General features: G+C 62.6%; 19 protein-coding genes. 4 read left to right on the forward strand and 15 right to left on the reverse strand.

Annotated elements, in window-relative coordinates; translation table 11 throughout:
- Positions 1–15 precede the first annotated feature (15 nt).
- The 6 genes from AC3EMP_RS23850 to oiaX all read right to left on the reverse strand — a co-directional run bounded on the left by AC3EMP_RS23850 (position 16) and on the right by oiaX (position 8,179).
- The gene (locus tag AC3EMP_RS23850) at positions 16–1,029 is read right to left on the reverse strand and encodes a sugar-binding transcriptional regulator (protein ID WP_023672601.1); all 1,014 of its coding nucleotides are present in this window, start codon (positions 1,027–1,029) and stop codon (positions 16–18) included.
- Between the two features lie 325 nt (positions 1,030–1,354).
- Positions 1,355–3,067, reverse strand: a complete 1,713-nt coding sequence (locus tag AC3EMP_RS23855; RefSeq protein WP_023710716.1) for a glycerol-3-phosphate dehydrogenase/oxidase — start codon at positions 3,065–3,067, stop codon at positions 1,355–1,357.
- A complete protein-coding gene (locus AC3EMP_RS23860; protein ID WP_488494684.1) occupies positions 3,064–3,840 on the reverse strand; it encodes a DeoR/GlpR family DNA-binding transcription regulator in 777 nt (258 codons plus the stop codon). Before AC3EMP_RS23860 ends, AC3EMP_RS23855 begins: the two co-directional genes overlap by 4 nt.
- On the reverse strand, positions 3,837–5,354 hold the full coding sequence (locus AC3EMP_RS23865; RefSeq protein ID WP_352595578.1) for an FGGY-family carbohydrate kinase: 1,518 nt from the start codon (positions 5,352–5,354) through the stop codon (positions 3,837–3,839). The genes AC3EMP_RS23860 and AC3EMP_RS23865 overlap by 4 nt, the downstream gene beginning before the upstream one ends.
- 235 nt (positions 5,355–5,589) lie before the next feature.
- Positions 5,590–6,924 carry a four-carbon acid sugar kinase family protein gene (locus AC3EMP_RS23870; RefSeq protein WP_023710717.1) on the reverse strand — a complete coding sequence of 445 codons (1,335 nt, stop codon included), beginning with the start codon at positions 6,922–6,924 and terminating at the stop codon, positions 5,590–5,592.
- A 4-nt stretch (positions 6,925–6,928) separates the two neighbouring features.
- Positions 6,929–8,179 carry a 3-oxo-isoapionate-4-phosphate decarboxylase OiaX gene (gene oiaX / locus AC3EMP_RS23875; RefSeq protein WP_352595555.1) on the reverse strand — a complete coding sequence of 417 codons (1,251 nt, stop codon included), beginning with the start codon at positions 8,177–8,179 and terminating at the stop codon, positions 6,929–6,931.
- A gap of 187 nt (positions 8,180–8,366) precedes the next feature.
- On the opposite strand from oiaX, the gene AC3EMP_RS23880 reads away from it, so the two are divergent.
- Complete coding sequence (locus AC3EMP_RS23880; protein WP_023672607.1) at positions 8,367–9,080, forward strand: transcriptional regulator NanR; 714 nt, start codon at positions 8,367–8,369, stop codon at positions 9,078–9,080.
- 2 nt (positions 9,081–9,082) lie between these two features.
- Here the strand turns inward: AC3EMP_RS23880 and apnL are convergent, their stop codons facing one another.
- The 9 genes from apnL to AC3EMP_RS23925 form a co-directional block, all read right to left on the reverse strand.
- On the reverse strand, positions 9,083–10,921 hold the full coding sequence (apnL, locus tag AC3EMP_RS23885) for a D-apionate lactonase (protein ID WP_352595553.1): 1,839 nt from the start codon (positions 10,919–10,921) through the stop codon (positions 9,083–9,085).
- A complete protein-coding gene (locus AC3EMP_RS23890; RefSeq protein WP_023681700.1) occupies positions 10,918–11,952 on the reverse strand; it encodes a Gfo/Idh/MocA family protein in 1,035 nt (344 codons plus the stop codon). Before AC3EMP_RS23890 ends, apnL begins: the two co-directional genes overlap by 4 nt.
- A gap of 2 nt (positions 11,953–11,954) precedes the next feature.
- On the reverse strand, positions 11,955–13,019 hold the full coding sequence (locus tag AC3EMP_RS23895; RefSeq protein ID WP_352595550.1) for an ABC transporter permease: 1,065 nt from the start codon (positions 13,017–13,019) through the stop codon (positions 11,955–11,957).
- Complete coding sequence (locus AC3EMP_RS23900) at positions 13,016–14,563, reverse strand: sugar ABC transporter ATP-binding protein (RefSeq protein ID WP_352595547.1); 1,548 nt, start codon at positions 14,561–14,563, stop codon at positions 13,016–13,018. Before AC3EMP_RS23900 ends, AC3EMP_RS23895 begins: the two co-directional genes overlap by 4 nt.
- Positions 14,560–15,204: a DUF2291 family protein gene (locus tag AC3EMP_RS23905; RefSeq protein ID WP_352595544.1), complete on the reverse strand. Its 645-nt coding sequence runs from the start codon at positions 15,202–15,204 to the stop codon at positions 14,560–14,562. Before AC3EMP_RS23905 ends, AC3EMP_RS23900 begins: the two co-directional genes overlap by 4 nt.
- Before the next feature lie 95 nt (positions 15,205–15,299).
- Positions 15,300–16,241 (reverse strand): D-ribose ABC transporter substrate-binding protein, encoded by a 942-nt coding sequence (locus tag AC3EMP_RS23910; RefSeq protein ID WP_352711511.1) that lies wholly within the window; start codon positions 16,239–16,241, stop codon positions 15,300–15,302.
- Between the two features lie 323 nt (positions 16,242–16,564).
- A complete protein-coding gene (locus AC3EMP_RS23915) occupies positions 16,565–17,392 on the reverse strand; it encodes a phosphogluconate dehydrogenase C-terminal domain-containing protein (protein WP_352595539.1) in 828 nt (275 codons plus the stop codon).
- A 422-nt stretch (positions 17,393–17,814) separates the two neighbouring features.
- Positions 17,815–18,195, reverse strand: coding sequence for a hypothetical protein (locus tag AC3EMP_RS23920; protein ID WP_023697645.1), 381 nt, complete (start codon positions 18,193–18,195; stop codon positions 17,815–17,817).
- Positions 18,196–18,331: 136 nt separating this feature from the next.
- Positions 18,332–18,559, reverse strand: a complete 228-nt coding sequence (locus tag AC3EMP_RS23925) for a KTSC domain-containing protein (RefSeq protein WP_023691072.1) — start codon at positions 18,557–18,559, stop codon at positions 18,332–18,334.
- A 154-nt stretch (positions 18,560–18,713) separates the two neighbouring features.
- On the opposite strand from AC3EMP_RS23925, the gene AC3EMP_RS23930 reads away from it, so the two are divergent.
- The 3 genes from AC3EMP_RS23930 to AC3EMP_RS23940 all read left to right on the forward strand — a co-directional run bounded on the left by AC3EMP_RS23930 (position 18,714) and on the right by AC3EMP_RS23940 (position 20,270).
- Positions 18,714–19,310 carry an alpha-ketoglutarate-dependent dioxygenase AlkB gene (locus AC3EMP_RS23930; RefSeq protein ID WP_023701700.1) on the forward strand — a complete coding sequence of 199 codons (597 nt, stop codon included), beginning with the start codon at positions 18,714–18,716 and terminating at the stop codon, positions 19,308–19,310.
- Positions 19,311–19,374: 64 nt separating this feature from the next.
- Complete coding sequence (locus AC3EMP_RS23935) at positions 19,375–19,761, forward strand: hypothetical protein (protein WP_023697647.1); 387 nt, start codon at positions 19,375–19,377, stop codon at positions 19,759–19,761.
- A gap of 77 nt (positions 19,762–19,838) precedes the next feature.
- Positions 19,839–20,270: a cupin domain-containing protein gene (locus AC3EMP_RS23940; protein WP_023681708.1), complete on the forward strand. Its 432-nt coding sequence runs from the start codon at positions 19,839–19,841 to the stop codon at positions 20,268–20,270.
- The last annotated feature ends 14 nt before the right edge of the window (positions 20,271–20,284 follow it).

The following is a 20,284-nucleotide window of genomic DNA, read 5'->3' on the forward strand; positions in this document are numbered from 1 at the left end:
GCGGATTGTCCGTTGTCACGCATTCGAAGTTCCTCCGTTCACGCAGCGCTTCGCGGTCCCGGCTGCATCGTCGAGCTCGACCAGCGCGCGGGCCGTGCATTCGTCGGTGATCAGGCCGCTGAGATAACGGCTTTCGAGTACTGCCTTGATGGCGCGCACCTTCACCTTGCCGCCGGCGACGGCAACGATCCTGCGGCCCTTCAACTGATCGCGCGGAAGCGCCAGTATTCTTTCCGACAGCGCCGTTTCGACCGGACGCCCCTTGTCGTCGAAGAAATGCGCCAGCAATTCACCAACGCCGCCGTCACGCTTGACCTCGTCGATTTCGGAAGGCTCGATCATGCCGGTGGCGACCAGCGACGCCTCCCGCTCGGCCGTGCCTATTCCGACGAACATCAGGTCGGACCGGCTGGCGAGAGCGAACACATCGCTGATGCCGCGCTGGCCAAGCAGCACTTCGCGGTCCTCGGCGGTATTGGCGACAAAAGGCACCGGCATGACGAAAGCCTGCGCGCCGGTCCGCTCTGCCAGGCGATGCATGACGTCGTGCGGGTTGGCGGCGAATTTGCGCGTCACGCCGCCAAGCAGCGAGACGAAACGGATGTGAGCAGCAGTTGCGCGCGTCAGATATTCGACGCTGGCGGCAAGCGTGCGGCCATGGCCGACGCCGATCAGCATGTCTTCGCCGCGATCGATTTCGCGCTTCAGGAACTGGGCGCCGGCAATGCCCAGCCCCTTGAGCGGCAGTTCGTCCTGATCGAGATCGGGAACCACCTCGCAATAGTGGAGCCCATAGGCGGCGATCAGGCGCTGTTCCAGGTCGACGCATTCGGCGACGTCGCCGTCGATGAAGACCCTGACCAGACCTTCCTGGTTGGCCTTGGTGATCAGCCTATGCGCCTTGAGGCTGGTCAGGCCAAGCCGCTTGGCCACCTGGGCCTGGGTCAGACCACCGGCATAGTGCAGCCAGGCCGCGCGCGTGGCGAGGCTGGATTCATGGTCGCGGTTTGCGCTTCCGCCGGAATTCAAGCCATCCCCTCCCCAGGGTGATAATATTATCTTTGTGTGCAAAAATTTTCATACCTTTGCACCGCTGTCAATCCCTCCGCAGATGGTTGCCTCAGCCGACGTTCGGCAGCCAACGCGAGCCTATTAGAAGGTAAGCATACAATATGACCATACGGTAGTGTTAATTTAACGTCAATTTGTGTTACCGTATCCAGTGACGGCATGAGCCCGTAGGCGCCGGCAAATCCCAATCCGGGTGCAAAATGGGAAGGTTGATGCACAGGGCGCAACAAGGGCAAATCGATCGGATTGCCTCAGGAAAAGCTAGGCGTCGGCGATCAAGCGATCAGTCCAGCCGCATCAGGTTCCTGCCTTCGAGCTCGACAACAGCGGCTTCGACCTCCCGCGTGAGGCGCTCGGTGCTCCACCCCAACGCCCGCCCCGCGATCGCGGCAATCTCCTGCAGGTCGCGGCTCGTCAGCGAGCCGCCTATCGCCAACGTGCTGCGGCGCATAACGACATCGGCCAGATGTTCGACGAACTCGTTGCGCGCGATGTAGTCGATTTCCGCCTTGCCGTAGCCGCCGGAGTCCGGCAGGCAACCCTCATCATCCGACCCGTGCCTGGCGATCTCAACGGCTCTGGTCCCGTAGCGCGACAGCAATTGATCAAGGCGCCCTTCCCCGGCGCCCGTTGCCTGCTGTGCCTCAGCCAGCCAGTCCGCGCGCGCGGCGGCATTGGCCGGAAAATCCCGCCCACCGCCGATCGGCATCGACTGAGTCGACATCTTGCGGCTGCGCTGCAAGCGCTTGAGTACGGTATCAGTGACTTCCTCGGCAAAGCCGCGGAACGTCGTCCATTTGCCGCCGACCAGCGAAATGACTGCAAAGGGCCTGTTGCCGTCCGGCTCGGCAACGGGCGCCGAATGATCGCGGCTGATCAGTCCGGGCGTCGCTGCTTCAGACGTCGGCAGCGGCCGGATGCCGCTATAGGCGTAGACGATCTGGTCGCGCTCGAACGCCATGCCCGGCAGCAGCGTTCGCACGCTGTCGAGCAGATAGTCGACTTCTTCGGGTTCGCAGCGGACCGCGTCCGGATTGTCGGCCTTGATGTCGGTCGAGCCGACCAGCGCCAGGCCGAGATAGCCGTAGACCAGGCAGATGCGGCCGTCATCGGCCTCGAAATAGAGCATGCGCCCGGCGAGGCTTTTGACCAGTTCGTCATGCCTTAAAAGGATATGCGAGCCCTTGGTGCCGCCGATCATCTTCGATGGAGCACCAAGCAGCGCGTTGACGTCGTCGATCCACGGACCGGCGGCGTTCACCACCAGCTTCGGCCGCACCGAAAAGGCCGCGCCGTTTTCCGGCTGGAAGGTGAGCACGCCATTGGCTGAAGCCGCCAGTGTCGTGTAGTTGGCACCGGCAGACGCCGCGTGAGCCTGCAAGCCGTCGAGGATCAGTTCCAGCACCAGCCTTTCCGGGTGACTTATCTTGGCGTCGTAGTAGGTGCCGGTGGCGACGATCGCCGGATTGAGCGCCGGCATCTCAACAAGCGCCTGCCGCCGCCCGACCATGCGGTGGCGCGGCATGACCTGGTTTCGTGAACCGTAGAAATCGTAGATCATCAAGCCGATCTTGATCAGTATGGCGCCGCGGCTGCGCGGCGCGCTGGTCGAGCCGAACAGCGTTCGCAACGCCGCGAGCATGCCCTTGCTCCACGAGAAGATCGGGATGACGGTCGGCAGCGGGCTGACATAGTGCGGCGCGTTTTGAAGAAGCAGATTGCGTTCGAGCGTCGACTGCGCCACCAGCCCGAACTCGCCGGTCTCGAGATATTTCAAGCCGCCGTGGATGAGCCTCGACGGCGCGGCACTGGTGCCCGAGCCGAAATCCGCCTTTTCGACGATCAGGCAGCTGACACCTTGCGCGCACAGATCGCGAAACAGCCCAGCCCCGTTGATGCCGGCGCCAAGAATGACGACGTCGACTTCGCCGGTCCCGGCCATCGCGGCGAGACGCCCTGCGGGATTGTCCGCCCCGGCTCCATCTGCTGGGTTCATGGCGCCTTCGTCTTGACGATGCGCAACTTCACCCCCGCCCGTTCGAGGCTCTGCGCCTGCGCATCGCCCAGGCCCTCGGTCACCAGCACGGCGTCGAAACTGGTCAGATCGTCGAAGACATGCAGCGCGATCCGGTCGAATTTTGCGTGGTCGACCAAAAGGATGCGCTTCACGGAGGCGGTCATCATCGCCTGCTTGACCCGCACGACATTCGGATCCTGGATGAAAGCAGTGGTTCCGGTGACGGCCGAAGCCGAACAGATCAGCACATTGGCGCGCAACTGCGCCACGGCGTTCTCGCAGACAATGCCGATATAGGCATTGTAAGTGGGATGATACTGGCCGCCGAGGCAGATGAAATCGATATCGTCCACATTGATCAATTGGCCCGCCGTCGAAACGCTGTTGGAAATGACGGTCAGCGGCTTGACGTCGAGCAGCAGCGTCGCGACCGCGTTTGCCGTCGATAAATCGTCCAGCATCACCACCTGGCCGGCCTCGATATAATCCAGTGCCGCCCGCGCCAGTGCATCCTTCTCGGCTCGATTGACGGTCACCCGGTAGCGGAAAGCGCTCTCGTAGAGGCCGGAAGGCTGGACCGTCACCGCACCGTGCAGCTTGCGCAGCACGCCCTGCTGCGCCAGCCGGTCGATATGCCGGTGGATGGTCATGCGCGACACGCCGAAATGCTCGACCAGATCATCGATGCGCACCTGGCCGAGCTTGATCACATAATCGGCGATCTCTTCGCGTCGTTCGTCGGCCTTGATCATGCGTTTACCCCCGCCAGCCTTTCGATATCAGGCCAATGCGACTTCAGCTGCTCGGCTATGCGGCAGTAGAGCGAAAACCGCTCATTGAACACAGCACTGGAGGCGGGCACGGGTTGATACGTCCGCTCCGTCATCCCGACCTGCCTGGCGCCCTGTTGCGGCGTCGCGAAGATCCCGACCGCGGCACCTGCGCAAAGCGCGGCACCGAGGGCCGCGGTCTCATCCGTCGAGGTGACGGTGACCGGGGCGTTCAGCACGTCGGCAAACATCTGCACGAAGGCAGGATTACGCGAGCCGCCGCCGGTCAGGCGGATCTCGCTGATAGCAAAGCCTTCGCGCAAAGCCTCGACATGGGTGCGGTGATTGAAGGCGATGCCTTCCAGAACCGCCTTCAGCATGTCGCCGCGATTGTGCCAGCCATGCAGGCCGACAAAGCTGCCGCTGGCCAAATCGCCATAGGGAGAGCCGAACAGATAGGGATGAAACAGGATGGTCGAAGGCTTCTTCAACGCCGCGTCGATCTCTCCCGCCAGCAATTCGTGGAGGGAGCCGCCATCCGTCCTGTCCTGCTCCGCGCGGCAAAACGTGTCGAGAAACCAGTCGTAGTTCGCGGTCGAGGCCGGCGAGATCGACATGTTGTTCCAACGGCCCGCGTCGATGGCGTTGCGGCAGAACCAACGCCGGTCGACGCGCGGTTGCGAAGAGACGACTTCATTGATGGAATAGGTGCCGGCGACGATGGCGAGCACGCCGTCTTCATGGCCGCCCATGCCAAGCGCCGATGCGGCCACGTCGTGCAGGCCGCAGGCGACCGGTGTTCCCTTGCGAAGGCCGGTCCTTTCGGCGGCATCGGCTGTGACTTGACCGGCGATGTCAGCGGAATGCGCCACCGGCGGCAGCGCGTTGAACAGATCCTCCAACCCGAAGATGCGCAGCGCTTCAGGCGCATAGGCTTGCGTGCGAAAATCCGTGAATGAAGTGCTGGCCTCCGTGCGGTCGGTCCCGATCGTGCCGGTCAGGCAAAAGCGCAGCCATTCCTTGCAGGCCAGCACATGGCCGATGCGGCCATAGCGATCAGGATCGTTCTGCTTGAGCCACGCCAGCAGCGCCGACGGCGCCGAAACATGCGGCGTCTGGCCCGTCGTCGCCAGCGCATCGGTGAAAACGGTACCGGCGGACCACCTGTCGACAATGTCGCCGGCGCGGCTGTCGAGCGACAGGATGCCTGGTCCCAAAGGCTGACGATCATGATCGAGCAGATAGAGACCATCGCCATGCGCGGTCGCCGCCACCGCCTTGATGTCTTCCGCCGGCCTGCCGGAGAGCGCGATCGCCTCCTTGATGGCGTCGGCTGTTGCTTGCCACAGGCCTGACATGTCGCGCTCCACCCAGCGCGCGTGGGGCATCGATTGCGGCACCCGGCGACGCGCCACGGACAATTGCGTGCCGTCGGCATCGAAGATGACCGCCTTGGTGACCGTGAGGCCGTTATCGATTCCGAGCAGGCTGGGCATGATCACCGCCTCTTTCAGCATTGGCGATTGCTACAGGGCGATCCTGCAGTCTGATGCAAGGGCGAAACACATGGCGACAACCCCGATAGAGCAAGGCGGATAAATGGCAAAAGTACCTTGCCCGGACAAAACACCCATATCTTTATGTGAATTTAACGTCAACATGCGCGACAAAAACCGCTACGGCGCCGTTAGAGGGCATGAATGGATCTCGCCGTTGCCAGGCGACGCGTAATCAGCTGCTAAGGCCGTCACGGATGGCGCTGAAATAGCGGTCGGTTCCAACCTGCCCGCCCTTGAGTGCCACCTCCAGCCCATCGATCGCCTTGACGCGCGAGTGAGCGACGCAAAGCGGCGAGCCCGGCGACGCCGGCAACGGCATCCGCACGGTCAGCGCATCGACACCCATCTGGCCGAGCGCGTGGCTCGACGTATCGCCGCCGGCAACGACCACGCGCTGCAACTTCTGCTCGATGGTCAGCGCGCGAAGCAGTTCGCCGAGGCCCCGCCCGAGCTTGTGGCGGGCGCCTTCCTGGCGGTCGATTTCGCCCCCCCTATCGGCCGCGGGTCCAAGGGCCGTGTAGAGAACGACGCTGCGCCCGGCTTCCAGACTGGCGCGACCGGCTGCCGTCGCGCGTGCGATCGCATCTCCGGAAGCATCGGAGATCAGTTCGACGGGATCGACCTCGATGCCATCGAAGCCGTCGGTCAAAGCGTGCCGGATCTGTCGTTCGGTCGTCGGCGAACAACTGCCCGAGACGACCGCGATCCGGTCGGCGGCACCTGGCGGCGAAAATCCTGGCTCAGCTCTGACTGTCCCACTCGACACCCATTCGGCCAGCAGCGCATATTCGATCCCGGACGAGCCGACGACGAACGAACCGCCCGGCTTGCGGGCGCGCCATATCCCCTTGCCGGCAAGCGCCTGCGTCTCGAGGCTGTCGACATCGACAAGTACGATGTCGGTGCCCTCAGCGAGCAAGCGGTCGAAGGCTTCCGAGCGCGACACCGACTGCAACGTCGCGAGATCGACCAGCCCCGATGTGAGCTCCGTCTGCCGCGACAGATGGATCAGCAGGTCGGATTCATCCATCGGCGTCGTCGGGTGGCGGCTCATCACCGGATGGCGGTCGATGCGGAAATACTTTTCACGATAGGCCGCGAACAAATGACCGAAGGCGGTGTAACGCTTGAGCTGCGGCGCCCCAACCAGCAGCGGCACGCTGTCCTGAGCGAAAACCGAGCGGCCGATCTCGATGGCGCGACCGATGCTGCCGATCGTCGGACTGGAATCGAAGGTCGAGCAGACCTTGTAGTGACAGATCGCGGCATTCAGCGTCTTCAGCCAAGCGAAGGCATCGCTCAGATGCGTGTCCATCCATTGTGGCGTCTCGCTGCGGCTGGTGCCGGCCAATCCAATGGCGCGGCAGTGGCTGAACTGCGCAAGCATGGCCGCGTCCGGCTGGCGCATGAACAGCACGGTCGGCACGCCGCCGAGTTCGAGCGCTTCCATGGCGTCGGTCGAGCCGGTGAGGTCGTCGCCATAATAGCTGAGAAGCAGGTCTTGCATTGCTTCAGGCCGCTTTGCCGTCGCCGAATTTTTCGATCGACCGCGCCAGCTCCGGATGGCTCAAGGCGAAATCCGCCAGCGGAATGCCGTCGACCGCCGCCTGCCAGGCTTGCTGCACGGCACGCACCCCGGCGCCCGGTCCATCCGGATGGCTGACGATGCCGCCGCCGCACAGATAGAGCAGATCGACCGTCCGGCCGGTCCGTTCATAGGTCTCGGGTGCTTGCCCGCCCCATTGGCCGGAGCCCGCCACAGGCAAGGCGCAATCCTCAGGCGCAAAAATCGGCGTCGTCACCGCCTTGAAGGACTCGACGAAAGACGCGTCCGGCTCCCAGTATTTCGATTGGATGCCGTTGATCTGGAACTGGTCGACGCCGAGCAGCCGCCAGAACTGTTGCCAGACCTTGAAGTTCATACCGAGGCCGGGATGGCGGGTGAGGATGTCCCAGCCGTTGCGATGAGCGTGAAGCACCAGGCTGGAGCGTTTTCTCAAGAAGGCCAGGCCACCGAAACCGACGGAGTTGATGTTGACCACCGCGCAATTGCCGCCGGCCTTGGCCACCAGATCGTGTTTGCGCATCATCTCGTCCGGGTCGGCATGCGAGATGCCGAAGGCATACATCACCTTCTTGCCGGTCCTCTGCTCGTGGTCGAGGATCAGCGGCATGATTGCCTTTACCCGCTCCGCCAGCGGCGAATAGGCTGGGCTCATCAGCTTCTCATCGTCCTTGATGAAATCGACACCGGCGGCGATCAGCTCGCCCACCATCGCGGCGGTCTCGGGGGGCCGCAGCCCCAGCGCCGGCTTGACGATGGTGCCGATGATCGGCCGATCCGTGACACCTGTCAGCCTGCGGCTGCCGGCGACGCCGAATTGCGGACCTGGATGCGCGCCGCGGAATTGCTCCGGCAGCTTCATGTCGACAACGCGAATGCCGGACAGGCCCTTGATCGAATAGGCGCCGCCGATGGCAATGGTCATCAGAGCCGACAGGTCGTGGCCGATGGCATCGAATGGAAAGGCGATGTCGACATCCGCGCGCTTGAACGGCCCGTTACCGGCCTCGGGAATGGAGGGGCGAAGTGCGTCCGGCAGGTGCCGAATGGCCAGGACACGCGCGGCCACCCGGGCTTTCAGTTCCTCGGTCTCGCCGGGCAGCGCGACGAAGGTTCCAGTCGACTGGTCGCTGGCGATCTTGGCTGCCAGCGTCTCGATGCTGCCTGATGTCTCGATGCGGTAGGTGAGCGTGATCATGGTTCGTTGTCTGAGGCCGCAGGGGGTTCGAAAAGAGTTCCTTGATCGTCGGAATCTGGTATAATGAGTACATGAGCTTTGCAAGCGATATCCTGTCTAGCGGCTATGGGCGATCGGGGCGACAGCCATTCCGGGAACAGCTGCGGCAGTGCTAGATAGACACAGGTCAAGGGAGTGATTCGCGACGATGAACCGTTCGGAGCCGATCGTCCGGCGCAAACTTTCCGACGAAGTGTTTTTGCGGCTGAAGCGCCTGATCACCAGCGGAGAATTGACGCCGGGCGACGACATGCCGTCGGAGCGCGAGTTGATGGAGCGCTTCGAGGTCGGCCGTCCCGCGATCCGCGAGGCGATGCAGGCGCTGAGCAATATGGGCCTCGTCGCGATCTCGCATGGGGAACGCGCCAAGGTGCTGCAGCTGACCGCCAAGTCGATCATCAAGCAGGTCGATGGCGCAGCCAAGATCATCCTGTCGTCGTCGAAGGACACGTTGGAACACCTGAAAACGGCGCGCATCTTCTTCGAGCGCGGCATGGTCAGGGAAGCCGCCGAAAACGCCACTGCCGAGGACGTTGAGCAGCTGCGGGCCACAATTGCCGAACAGCGTGGCTTTCGCGGCGATTCCGAGGCTTTCATTTCAGCCGACATGAAGTTTCACACCCAGATCGCGGCCATTTCAGGCAACCCGATCTATATCGCCGTCAGCGAGGCGATGCTCGGTTGGCTGAAGGAATATCACACCGAAATGCTGATCTGGACCGGCAAGGAACAGTTCACGCTGACCGAGCATGAAGAGATCATCGGCCGCATCGAGAAGAAGGATGCCGACGGCGCCGAGAAGGCGATGATCAAGCACCTCGAGCGCTCGCGCGCGCTTTATGTGATGAACTCCGGCAACTGATTTCAGCCGATCCGCGTGATCGCGTAAGGGGTCATCACCAGTTGGCCTCGGCCAAACGCTGAGATGTCGACCGTCACGTCGTCCGCCGTCAGGTTCGCCAGCCACGCCACGGTCTTGCCCGAAGCGGAGCGGCCGGCCAGCGCCAGCACCTTGGTCTCGTCGCTCGTTTTCGTCGCCACATACGTAAGGCCGGCCAGTTCGCAAAGCCCCTTGATGGCATCGAAGATCGGCCGAGGCGATCCTTCGGCGACGGGTTCGCCGGATGCTGCGAGCACGCCGAAAGGCCCGGCGAAGCCGGACAGCGTGAGCAGTTCCAGCCCGGCCGGCGCGACACGCGCGGCATAGCCGATCGCCCATGCGGCTGCGAACAGGCCGGCATGGCGAGGGTCGCGATCGGCCATGGCGATGCGCTGGCCCCCGGGATTGCCCTTGGTCGCGCCGCCATAGGGGTTCTGGCGCATGGCGATCGTCGATGGACCGATGCGGTAAGGCTTTTCCCCGAAGATCGCCCGCGCCGACGCGGTGATGAAGGGCAGCGCCTCCAGCGACTGCATGACGCTGAGATCGTCGGCGGCGTGCACGATCGGGCACGTGCAGTGGGTGACGAAATCGAGTTGGCCCGCCGGCACGCGCTTGCGGTTGAGCTCGGTGAAATAGCTGAACATGCCGCCGCCGAGCCGGATATCGGGAAAGGCGCGACGGGCCGCGGCATAGACGTCTTCGAGCGGCGGACAGTCCGGCCACGCGCTGCCCGGCGGTGTCGACTGCCGGTCAACCGAAGGCGAGACGGCAATGGCCGAAAGCTTCAACCCGGCTTGACGCACCATGTCGGCAACGCCTGACAGCTCGGCATCGAGGTCGCCCGCGCAGGCAACGACGCATTCCAGCGTCGTCTGCACCGGATAGGCGGCGGTGAGCCTTGCATAAGACTGCAATGCTTCGACGCCGTGACCGCGCGTCGGATCGTAGTGGAAGACAAGTTGCTGCGGGCCGAACTCGGTCAATGTCGAAAGATTTGCGAGCGCTGCTTCGACCTCATCCGGGTAGATGATCACGCCGAGATCCGGCAGCCTCTGCCCGGTCTCGCCGAGTTCGACGCTGACCGGTTCGGCGGCAGATGCTGCGGCCGGCATTCCCCCCTCGCCGGTGATGCGCAGGCTGACCGTCTGGCTTACAGTTTGGCCGGCCGGCAGCACATAGGGCCAAGGCAACGCCAGTGGCCGCACATAGGTCTTGTAGGACGCGTCCGACCAGTTACGCTGGTCCTCCATCTCGAAAGTGTCGCCCTCCATCCGGCATTCGGCAGTGATGCCCGGCCGGACCTCATGGGTGATCGCGCGCAAATCCTTGAAAGGCTGCCAGGGATCGATCAGCAGTGGCAGTTTCGTCGCCACCACGCTGCCGTCGGTATGCTCGACCGTGACCGGGCTGCCGGCGAGGCCGGCGATCGGATGCAGGACGCAAAAACCGCAGCGATTGGTCTCGAAATCGCTTTCAGGGACCGCGCTGACGTCGAACACTAGGTGACCGTTGGCGGAGCCCTTGATCGTAGCGCGAAAGTCGAGCCGGCTTCCGCCCGGTGCTAAGCAAGTTGCGGAGTAGCTGACGGAGCAGCTGTCGGCGTCCTGATCGACGGCAAGGTCCGTCAGCGCCGGTTCATAGGTGCCCCAGTCGCGGTCGCGCACGATGTAGGCGATGGCGCGCAGCACTTCGATGCCGCCGTAACGGATGGTGCGCAGGCTGCCGTTGACAAAGTCGGCGCTGAGCAAGCCCGCACTCAGCCTAACCGGCTCGGCCTCGACCACGCGTGTGCCGTATAGGAGGAAGGCGTCGGCTGTCATGTCAGCAAGCCATCCAGGTGGACAGGTTCGTGGCTCGCGGCGCCCAGATAGGCCGCCTCGACCAGCGCGAATGTCTTGAGATTGTCGGCGCCCGAGGTCGCCGGCTCGGTTCCCTTTGCCAGGCAGTCGACCCAGTGCTGCTGGATGGCGACGACGCTCTCCTGGATGTTGTGCCATGGGCGCGATGCCCAGGCGAGTACGGGCGGCGAAACGTCGGTAATCTTCGTGCCGCTCCTGCCGGTGACGGTGAGCCGATATCCCTGCGCCAAGCGGATCGTGCCGTCGCTGCCGTCGATCTCGATCAGCGTTTCGGGAAACGGTTCGGTGGCGAGCTTCGTCGCGTAGCTACAGTCGACCACTGACGTCGCCCCGCTCTTGTGGTCCATCAGCATCGTCGCGACATCTTCGCCCGCGATGCCGGGGTTGATGCGCGCGGTTCGCGTCGTGATCGTCGACACGTCGCCCAGTAGAAAACGGGCGATGTCGAGACTGTGGATACCGAGATCCTCGATGATGAAGCGCTTTCCCTTGGCGAGATAGGGCTGGCCGGAAAACACGTCATAGGCAGAGCGGAAGGAGATGCGCCCGAAGAACGGCGTGCCGATCTCGCCGCTGTCGAGCACGGCACGCACCGCCTGGATCGCCGACTGCCAGCGAAAATTCTCATGCACCATCAGCGGTACGCCGGCTTCCACGCAGGCCCTCACCATCGCCTTGGCGTCGGCAAGCGTCGGCGCGAACGGCTTTTGGCAAATCACCGGCACACGGTGCAGCGCCGCCATCTCGACCAGCGGACGATGGCTGGGAACGGTGGTGGCGATATCGACGAAGTCGAGGCTTTCGCTTGCAAACATCTCTGCCGCGTCGGTGTAGCGCTTCGCAATGCCGAACTGGTCGCCGATGATGCGCAGCCGCTCCGGGTCGCGGTCGCAAATGGCGACCATCGCGGCGCCTTCAATGTCGCGCCAGGCATGCATCTGGTTGATGGCAAAGAAGCCGCAGCCGATGAGCCCTCCCCGCAACTCCGCCATGCTCAGCCTGCCTTTGCCATCTGCATCAGCGTCACCCGGCTCTGCAGCCGGCGCTGCGCTTGGTCGACGACGACGGCGACGATGATGACAAGGCCCTTGATCACCATCTGCCAGAAGGAACTCACGCCCATCATCACCAACCCGTCCGAAAGAATGCCGATGACGAAGGCGCCGACAATGGTGCCGCCGATCGTGCCGCGCCCACCCGACATCGAGGTGCCGCCGAGCACTGCCGCCGCGATGGCGTTGAGCTCGAAACTTTCGCCCGTTGCCGGGTGCGAGGCCATCAGTTCCGACGAGATGATCAGGCCGACGATCGCCGCGCAGAAGCCGGAGAACATGTAGACGAACATTTTCACCATGTTGACACGAACGCCCGAAATTCGCGACGCCCGCTCATTGCCGCCGACGGCGAAGATGTGGCGGCCGAGCGGCGTGTATTTGGCGAGATAGGCCGCAGCCAGCGCGACGACGATCAGGATCCAGATCGCCACAGGCAGGCCAAGCAGCCGCCCGGCGCCGAGGAAACCAAACCCGGTGGTGCCGAGCTCCGGCTTGCCGACCAGGTTGGGGAAGGTGCGGCCGTCCGACGACAGCAACGCCAGGCCGCGCGCGACATAGAGCACGCCGAGCGTGGCGATGAACGGCGCGACGTTCAGCCTGGTGATCAGCAGTCCGTTGACAGCGCCGATCAATATGCCGACCGCCAGCGTGATCAGCGCGATCTCGAGGACATTGAAATAGATTGTGTAGCCGAATTGCAGGTCGATTCCGTTCAGCACGAGGTAGCCGGCGACCATGCCGCACAGGCCGACGATCGAGCCGACCGACAGGTCGATGCCGCCGGTGATGATGACGAAGGTCATGCCCATAGCGAGGAAGGCGTTCAGCGCCACATGTTTCGACATCAGGATCAGGTTGGCGGTCGACAGGAAATTCGGCGCCGCGATCGAAAAGAAGATCAAGACGGCGATCAGCGCGATGAAGGTCCTCGCCTTCATCAGCGTCAGCAGCAGCGAGCCGCTCGAAACGGAGGAGACAGCCGCCTTGGCTGGGATGTCAGTCATGGGTTCTCCGTGTGCGGGGCCGGTCCGTGGCCAAGTGCCGAGGCGGCGACAAGGGCTGCCTCCGTCGCCTCGGCGCGATCGAACATGCCCGTCAGTTTTCCATTGCTCATCACCGCGATGCGATCGGACAGCGCCATCACCTCATCGAGATCCGAGGTGGCGAACAGAATGCCGAGCCCGTCTCGCGACAGTTTGCGCATGGTGCGGAAGACGTCGGCCTTGGCGCCGACATCGATGCCGCGGCTCGGCTCGTCCATCAGCAGCACCTTCGGCCCGGTGAGCAGCGCCTTGCCGATCACCACCTTTTGCTGGTTGCCGCCCGACAGCGACGAGACCTCCTGCGCCGGGTCGGCGACCTTGATCGCCAGTTCCCGCACCATCTGCGTCACCGCCTGCTTCTCCTGGCCGCCGCGAATGTGGAACAGGCGGACAAACCGCGACAGGCTGGCCAGTGTCAGATTGCTGGCGACGGACAGGATCGACACCAGCCCTTCGCGTTGGCGGTCTTCGGGGATCAGCGCCAGGCCGCGCCGGATGCGCCGCGTCGTGTCGCGCTCCTTGACCTTTTTGCCGGCGATGAAGATCGCGCCGGTAGCCTGGCCATGGCGGCCCATGATGCAGTCGAACAGCTCGCTGCGCCCAGCGCCCATCAGGCCGTATATGCCGAGGATCTCGCCGGCGCGCAGCGACAGCGAAACGTGATCGACCGCCAGTCCGCCGGTCGCGCGCGGCAGGCAGATGTCCTCGGCGCGGAATATCTCTTCGCCGGGAACATGGCCGTCGGCCTTGGCGAAATCCTTGGCGTCGGAGCCGATCATCTGCCGCACGATCCACCGGGTGTCGACGTTTTTCATCTCCTCCTGGCCGGTGATGTGCCCATCGCGCAGCACCGTGATGTAGTCGCCGATGCGGATCAGCTCTTCCAGCCGGTGCGAGATGTAGACGATCGCCACGCCGCGCGCCTTGAGGTCGGCGATCACCTTGAACAGGATCTCGACTTCCGCCGCACTGAGCGCCGAGGTCGGCTCGTCCATGATCAGGATGCGCGCATCGAGCGAAACCGCCTTGGCGATCTCGACCAGCTGCTGCTGGCCGATGCGCAGATCCTCGACCAGCATGTCGGGCCTTATCCCGGCCTGCAGGCGTTCGAGAAATTGCGCCGCGCGACGCTCCTGCTCCTTGCGGTCGATCTTGCGGAACCGGTTGGTGATCTCGCGCGTGGCGAAGATGTTCTCGGCGACGGTCATATTGCCAAACAGGTTCAGCTCCTGGAACACCATGCCGATGCCGCGGTTCACCGCGTCGCCCGATGACGAGAAGGAGACCTCCTCCCCTTCCAGGAGGATCCGGCCGAGCGTCGGCTGTTCGACGCCGGCGATAATCTTCATCAGCGTCGATTTGCCGGCGCCGTTTTCGCCGACCAGCACATTGACGGCGCCCTTGCGCACCTCGAAATTCGCGCGCTTGACCGCGACGGTGCCGGAATAGACCTTGGAGACGTCCTCCAGTTTCAGGATGACATCGTGAGCAACCGCAGCGCTCATGGCTTCGGCCCGATTTCTGCCTCCGCCGGCGTCACCAGCGGCAGGTCCTGGCCGTTTTCGAGCGTATAGGCGCCGAGGACCTTGGCGGTCCGGCCCTCCAAGGCGTCACGCGGCAGTTTGGCAAGCACGGCCTTGACGGCATAGGCATTGAACGCCTTGCCGAACTGGGCGAAGTCGATCTGGTTGGTAAAATCGTTGAACTGGATGAAATCGAGGCTGTCGCGCAGCGCGGTTCCGCGCATCGCCGGTCCGATCTGCACCCGCGCATCGGCCTTGCCGTCGCCGTCGACATCGATATCCATGGTCGCGGCCCGCGACTGCGTGTTGGCTGCGATGATCTTGCCCTCGACGCGAACCGCGAAGGTCCAGGGCGAATTCGCCTGCTTGTTCGGATTGCCATATTTGGTGCCGGCGGAAGCAGGATCGGTTTTTGCCAGAGCGCGGACCTCGGCAAAAGGCCCGGCCTTCTGCTGGAGGTAAGGCACGACCTTCGCGGCCCAGATCTCCTCGACCATCTTGTCCGGATTGAAGGCGGCAGCGCTGCCGCTATCCCCCGAGGGAGTCGGCAAGATCTTGCAGGCGGTCAGGCTGATGCCGACTGCAACGACAAGCATCGGCCAGATCGGCTTGTTGTTCAGCATGATGGTTTGTTGTTCAGCATGGTGGTCGGCACCCACGGAAAATGGCGACGAGGGACGACCCTTGGGTCGCCCCTCGCTATTCATGTCACGCCGGCTCAGTTGGTCAGCGCAAACGTTTCCAGCTTGGCAGCATTGTCACCATTGACCAAGACGCAGTCCATCAGCTGCTTTTCCTTGGCCGGCGACTTCTTGTTCTTGATGAAGTCGTTGGCCTGCTCGACCGCCATCTGCGCCTGCGCATAGGCCGGCTGCAGGACGGTTGCCTTGATGCCGCCCGCGGTGATGGAGTCGCGCACGTCGTTGGATCCGTCGAAGCCAACGACGATGACGTCCTTGCGGTTCGCCGCAACCAGCGCCGCATACGCGCCCATCGCCATGGTGTCGTTGCCGGAGATGACGCCCTTGATATCCGGGTTGGCCTGCAGGATCGATTCCATCTTGGAATAGGCTTCCGTCTGGCTCCAGTTGGCCGATTGCTGGGCGACCATCTTCAGATCCGGATAATCGTCGATGACGTCATGATAGCCCTTCGAGCGAATGCCGGCATTGGTGTCGGATTCCTTGCCGACCAGCTCGACGAAATTGCCCTTCTCGCCCATCAGCTTGACGAACTCCTGCGCGCCGAGCTGGGCGCCCTGGTAGTTGTTGGAGACGATCTGAGCCACGGCGACGCCGGTGGCGTTGATCTCGCGATCGATCAGGAACGACGGCACGCCCGCGTCCTTGGCCTTCTGCACGGTAGCGACAGTGGCGTCGGCGCCGGCATTGTCCAGGATGATCGCCTTGGCGCCGCGACCGATCGCCGTATCGATCAATTCGGATTGCTTGTTGGCGTCGTCATCATGGACGAGCACAAGCGCTTCGTAGCCGAGTTCCTTGGCCTTGGCTTCGGCGCCGACGGCTTCCGCCTTGAAGAACGGATTGTCGTGCGAGGGCGTGATGATGGCAATGAGGTCGGCCGCATAGGCGGGTACCGCCGTGCCAAGCGCCAGCATGCCGGCGAACGCCGCAAGTGTCATTCTGCGTGTGAGTTTCATGATGTCCTCCCGTTTGAAAAATTGCCTTGATAAATCAAGGCCTCTGCATTCGAATTCATCGCGCAACGCGGGCCGCCGATCGGTTCAGGCTGAATGCCGGTGCCGGCTTCCCAAACGATCGCTGCTCCCCCGCCGTCCCTCCACTCGCCCAGGCTTCGTACTTCCCGCGAACCCTTGCCCAAGCCATCAACAGCTAAGCCAACTGGTATGATGAGTCAATCACTAATTGAGGTGACATGTTCCCACTGAGCAAAACATCTGTTCGTCATGGCGGGTGTGTCGAGCCATCGAGGCGCTCCGGCAAGCGCCCGACTCGGCCTGTCTCAGGTAATGCGCCGAATGCTCGCGGCGATCTCTTCCGGCTCGAACACCCGCTTCCAGTCGTCGCGCATCAGCACCGGCTTGCCGAATTCGATCGCCTTGTTGCAGGCATCCGAGAATACGCCCTTGGTCTCGCCGAAAATCACGGCGCCGAGCACGTTCATATGGCCGAGCAGGAAGTCGAGTGCGGCCTGTTGGTCGACGCCACGCGCGACGACCTCGTCGACGGCTTCCTTCATGACGACAAGCAGTGACGCGCACACCGTCTCCGATAGACCGGGCTCCAGCAGCGCCATCTGTTCGACAGTGACACGGTGCGAGCGCATGACCGGCGCCCAGATGACTTTCGCGACCGCCTCGCCCTTGGCGTAATCCGCTTCCGGTCCCTGCATCAGCGCGCTGACCATATGCTGCTTGGCCTTGACGCCGCCAAAATAGTCCTTCTTGGCCGCCATGTCGGTCTCGTCGTTGAAGATCGGCGGATGACAGGGATGAGTGACGAAATAGGTCAGGTCCGGCCGGTTGGGCAGATGGCCGGCGAAGGGTGCAGCCGCGTCGAGCACTATCACCATCGTGCCAGGCGCCAGTTTGCTCTCGATATCAGCCGCCACCTTGCCGATATGCGTGTCGGGGACGGCCAGGATGACGATATCCGCCCCGTCCAGCGCCGCATCGGCACTGACCGCGTCGAAGCCCAGTCCGGTCTTCAGCCGATCGCGGCCGGCCTCGCTGACCTCGACATGGCGTACCGTGTAGGGCGATCCGCGAAAATTGGTCGACAGGCGGTAACCCATTTTGCCGCCGGCACCGAACAGCGCAATCGTCGTCATCTATCCCTACTCCCGCTTTGAACGACGGCCGCGCCGATCGTCATGTTATTAACTGGTATAATCACCTTACCACGAATTGAGGAGTTGAACAGGGCTTTGATGAGCGGCTATGCAGTCGCCGTTTGGCTTCCGTCCGCACGATTTCCGCGGTGGCGGCCGATAATTCAACCAAGCCAGAGCGCCGTTGCCTTTCCAGACAATCGATGCCCGCGCTAGAAGCCTCCAGGTCCATTTTCTCGGGGGCTCGGTTGCGAAGTGACGGTGGGGGCGTCACCAGCAAGGCGAAGCGCGTCCGCGCGGTCCGGTCGCGTTTTCGGGCCGTGAGTTCTCACGGCGATTTGGCGAAGGGGCTATAGAGAATTCGCGCTTCGCCGGGGTTCCGGCGAGCCAAATCACTTCTAGTCGATCATGCCGACAACTATTTACCGGTAGCTTCCCGGGTCCTTGGCTTTCTCCGCCCGACAGCTGTCCGTGCGTTGCGCCGCCGTGCGGTAAGCGCCTTCATAAAACCTGATGGCTCTCTTGAATTCGGGGGGATTGGGTATCAGGTGTTTATCTTGCACATCGTACAAGATGTATATCGCCGTTATTTTGGATTTTCCGTCTGGAGTCAGCTGCAGCGCCGGGCATCGCGTCGTAACGGCGATGACGTTAGCTGACCATGTTACGACCAATTTCAACTGGGCGTCGGACAGCCCGGCCAGATAGTTGATGTTTTTTTGATAGGCAGGGTCGATGTGTTGTCGATTATCTTTTGCAGACGCAGCGGAAGACAGGACACCTACCACGCCGAGTATAATCAATATGCATTTCAAAAGCTGCCTCCCCCAATGTTACGGCCATCTCGACCACGGCATTGTCCGTCCCCACAAAGCAGGTTGAAACAAGTCAATTTGAAAAGCAATTGGGGTTCGCGACCTTATACGGATCACCGCACCTTCAGAACCCGGTTGCTCGCGGACGCCCTTCTTCAACCAAGTGAAACCGGTAGCGGTCGCGCACGAACTCGTTGAAAAATTGCCCTTTCGAGAAGGCGGCCCGGAACGCCGCATAGGTCTCAGGCTCGACCTCTTCATAGTCGTAGCGGGCTCCGCTTGGAACGAACCAGACCGAGAGGATTTTCGTCGACGGGTCGTAATGGGTGTTGCGGATGGCAGTGGACGGCATGTCGAAAATCCTGCTTCGTCCCAAAATCTTGCTTCGCCCCAGATCCTGCTTCGAAAATGCGTAATGCCGCAACGATGCGGAGGTTCCGTCAGGGAGGCGCATCACAACGCCGAAAATCTTGCCCAGGCGGCGAGGCTTCCTATCTCTCCGTCAGATGGCACAGACGAAATCCAGCACAACAGCGTATGCCAGCCAGGGCGATCTCTTCGGCGCGGCCGACACGCTGCCGGAAGGATTTTCCTACCGGCCGGGCCTGATCACAACGGACGAAGAGGCGGAACTGGTCCGTCACCTCAATGAACTGTCCTTCAAGCCGTTCGATTTCCATGGCCATATTGCCAACCGGCAGGTCGCCGGCTTCGGCTGGCGCTATGACTACGACCGGCGCCAGGTCGTCGAAGCGCCGCCCATCCCGAAATTCCTGCTGCCGCTTCGCGACAAGGTCGCGGATTTTGCCGGCAGGCAGGCCACGGAATTCGCCCAAGTGCTCATCAACGAGTATCCGCCGGGCGCGGGCATAGGTTGGCATCGCGACAAGCCGCATTTCGATCTCGTCGCCGGCGTCTCGCTGCTGGCGCCCTGCAGCTTTCGGCTGCGCCGCAAAAACGGCTCCAAATGGGATCGCGAGACGATCGAGGTCGAACCGAGGTCCCTCTATCTCATGGACGGTCCGGCGCGCCACGAGTGGGAGCACAGCATTCCGCCGGTCGCCGGTCACCGCTACTCCATCACGCTGCGCACTCTTAAATAGGCGATACTCCAAGCCACGCAGCAGCCGCTCTGGAAGGCCGAGCGCTGTTGTGCTTCGATTGCACATGAGCGTTGACCGCAGCAGAATTTTAGTTACCCGCGTAGCGCCCTTTCTGTGGGCATGCCTGTCCTGCCTGCTGGCTCTGCAGTGGCTCGTCGACCTTGGCATGGTCGGCTTTCCCGACGGATACATAACGCCCTATGCAAGAGCAACGAGCACGCTGTTGCATGTCCTTGTCTGGGCGTGCCTGGCTCAAAGTCTCTACTTCGCTTGCCGAGCCTTGTTTGGCAAACGCTTCGAGCCTGCTCCTCTCTTCCTGCAAATCCTGATCGCCGCCGCACTGACTGTCGTGCCGGCATTCATCGTAAAACACTGTCCGCGGTCTCAGGTATGCAGCAACATCTATGAAGCGCTCACGAATACGATGATGGACGACGGCACCGGCGGATGACGTTGTGTCTCCAGTAACTGACGAGAGTTAGAACTTTGGCGTCGCGCCGCGCGGTGGCGGTAAAACCTGGAGGAACCATGCGAAAGATCCTGGCATCGATGCTGCTGTTCGCGGCAGCGCTATCTGCAAACCCCGCTCGGGCGCTGGACAGTACCATCCCGCCGGTTGTCGTCACACCGCTTGCCGATCGCAGCCAGACGGCGTCCGGCCAGCCGATCGTGCTGCCGCAGAAAAATGTCCAGGTCCTGGTTTCAACCTATGACATTGCGGTCGGTGCCACTCTGCCGGTGCACAAGCACCCGTTTGCCCGCTACGCCTATGTCGAGGCCGGGACACTCAAAGTGACGAATGTCGAGACCGGCAACAGCAACACCTACAAGACGGGCGATTTCATCATCGAGATGATCGGCCAGTGGCACCAGGCCACCAACATCGGCGACGGCCCGGTCAAGCTGCTGGTCATCGACCAGGTCGAACAAGGCGCCAAGAACACGGTGCTGCGCCAGTAATTGCGGATCGGCCG

This window comes from Mesorhizobium sp. P160219, from assembly GCF_057786095.1.

Excerpts from the sequence above, each read along its gene's own strand:
- AC3EMP_RS23855 (WP_023710716.1), bottom strand. The coding sequence starts at position 3,067 with ATGAACCCAGCAGATGGAGCCGGGGCGGACAATCCCGCAGGGCGTCTC.
- AC3EMP_RS23860 (WP_488494684.1), bottom strand. The coding sequence starts at position 3,840 with ATGATCAAGGCCGACGAACGACGCGAAGAGATCGCCGATTATGTGATC.
- AC3EMP_RS23865 (WP_352595578.1), bottom strand. The coding sequence starts at position 5,354 with ATGCCCAGCCTGCTCGGAATCGATAACGGCCTCACGGTCACCAAGGCG.
- AC3EMP_RS23870 (WP_023710717.1), bottom strand. The coding sequence starts at position 6,924 with ATGCAAGACCTGCTTCTCAGCTATTATGGCGACGACCTCACCGGCTCG.
- oiaX (WP_352595555.1), bottom strand. The coding sequence starts at position 8,179 with ATGATCACGCTCACCTACCGCATCGAGACATCAGGCAGCATCGAGACG.
- AC3EMP_RS23880 (WP_023672607.1), top strand. The coding sequence starts at position 8,367 with ATGAACCGTTCGGAGCCGATCGTCCGGCGCAAACTTTCCGACGAAGTG.
- apnL (WP_352595553.1), bottom strand. The coding sequence starts at position 10,921 with ATGACAGCCGACGCCTTCCTCCTATACGGCACACGCGTGGTCGAGGCC.
- AC3EMP_RS23890 (WP_023681700.1), bottom strand. The coding sequence starts at position 11,952 with ATGGCGGAGTTGCGGGGAGGGCTCATCGGCTGCGGCTTCTTTGCCATC.
- AC3EMP_RS23895 (WP_352595550.1), bottom strand. The coding sequence starts at position 13,019 with ATGACTGACATCCCAGCCAAGGCGGCTGTCTCCTCCGTTTCGAGCGGC.
- AC3EMP_RS23900 (WP_352595547.1), bottom strand. The coding sequence starts at position 14,563 with ATGAGCGCTGCGGTTGCTCACGATGTCATCCTGAAACTGGAGGACGTC.
- AC3EMP_RS23905 (WP_352595544.1), bottom strand. The coding sequence starts at position 15,204 with ATGCTGAACAACAAGCCGATCTGGCCGATGCTTGTCGTTGCAGTCGGC.
- AC3EMP_RS23910 (WP_352711511.1), bottom strand. The coding sequence starts at position 16,241 with ATGAAACTCACACGCAGAATGACACTTGCGGCGTTCGCCGGCATGCTG.
- AC3EMP_RS23915 (WP_352595539.1), bottom strand. The coding sequence starts at position 17,392 with ATGACGACGATTGCGCTGTTCGGTGCCGGCGGCAAAATGGGTTACCGC.
- AC3EMP_RS23925 (WP_023691072.1), bottom strand. The coding sequence starts at position 18,559 with ATGCCGTCCACTGCCATCCGCAACACCCATTACGACCCGTCGACGAAA.
- AC3EMP_RS23930 (WP_023701700.1), top strand. The coding sequence starts at position 18,714 with ATGGCACAGACGAAATCCAGCACAACAGCGTATGCCAGCCAGGGCGAT.
- AC3EMP_RS23935 (WP_023697647.1), top strand. The coding sequence starts at position 19,375 with ATGAGCGTTGACCGCAGCAGAATTTTAGTTACCCGCGTAGCGCCCTTT.
- AC3EMP_RS23940 (WP_023681708.1), top strand. The coding sequence starts at position 19,839 with ATGCGAAAGATCCTGGCATCGATGCTGCTGTTCGCGGCAGCGCTATCT.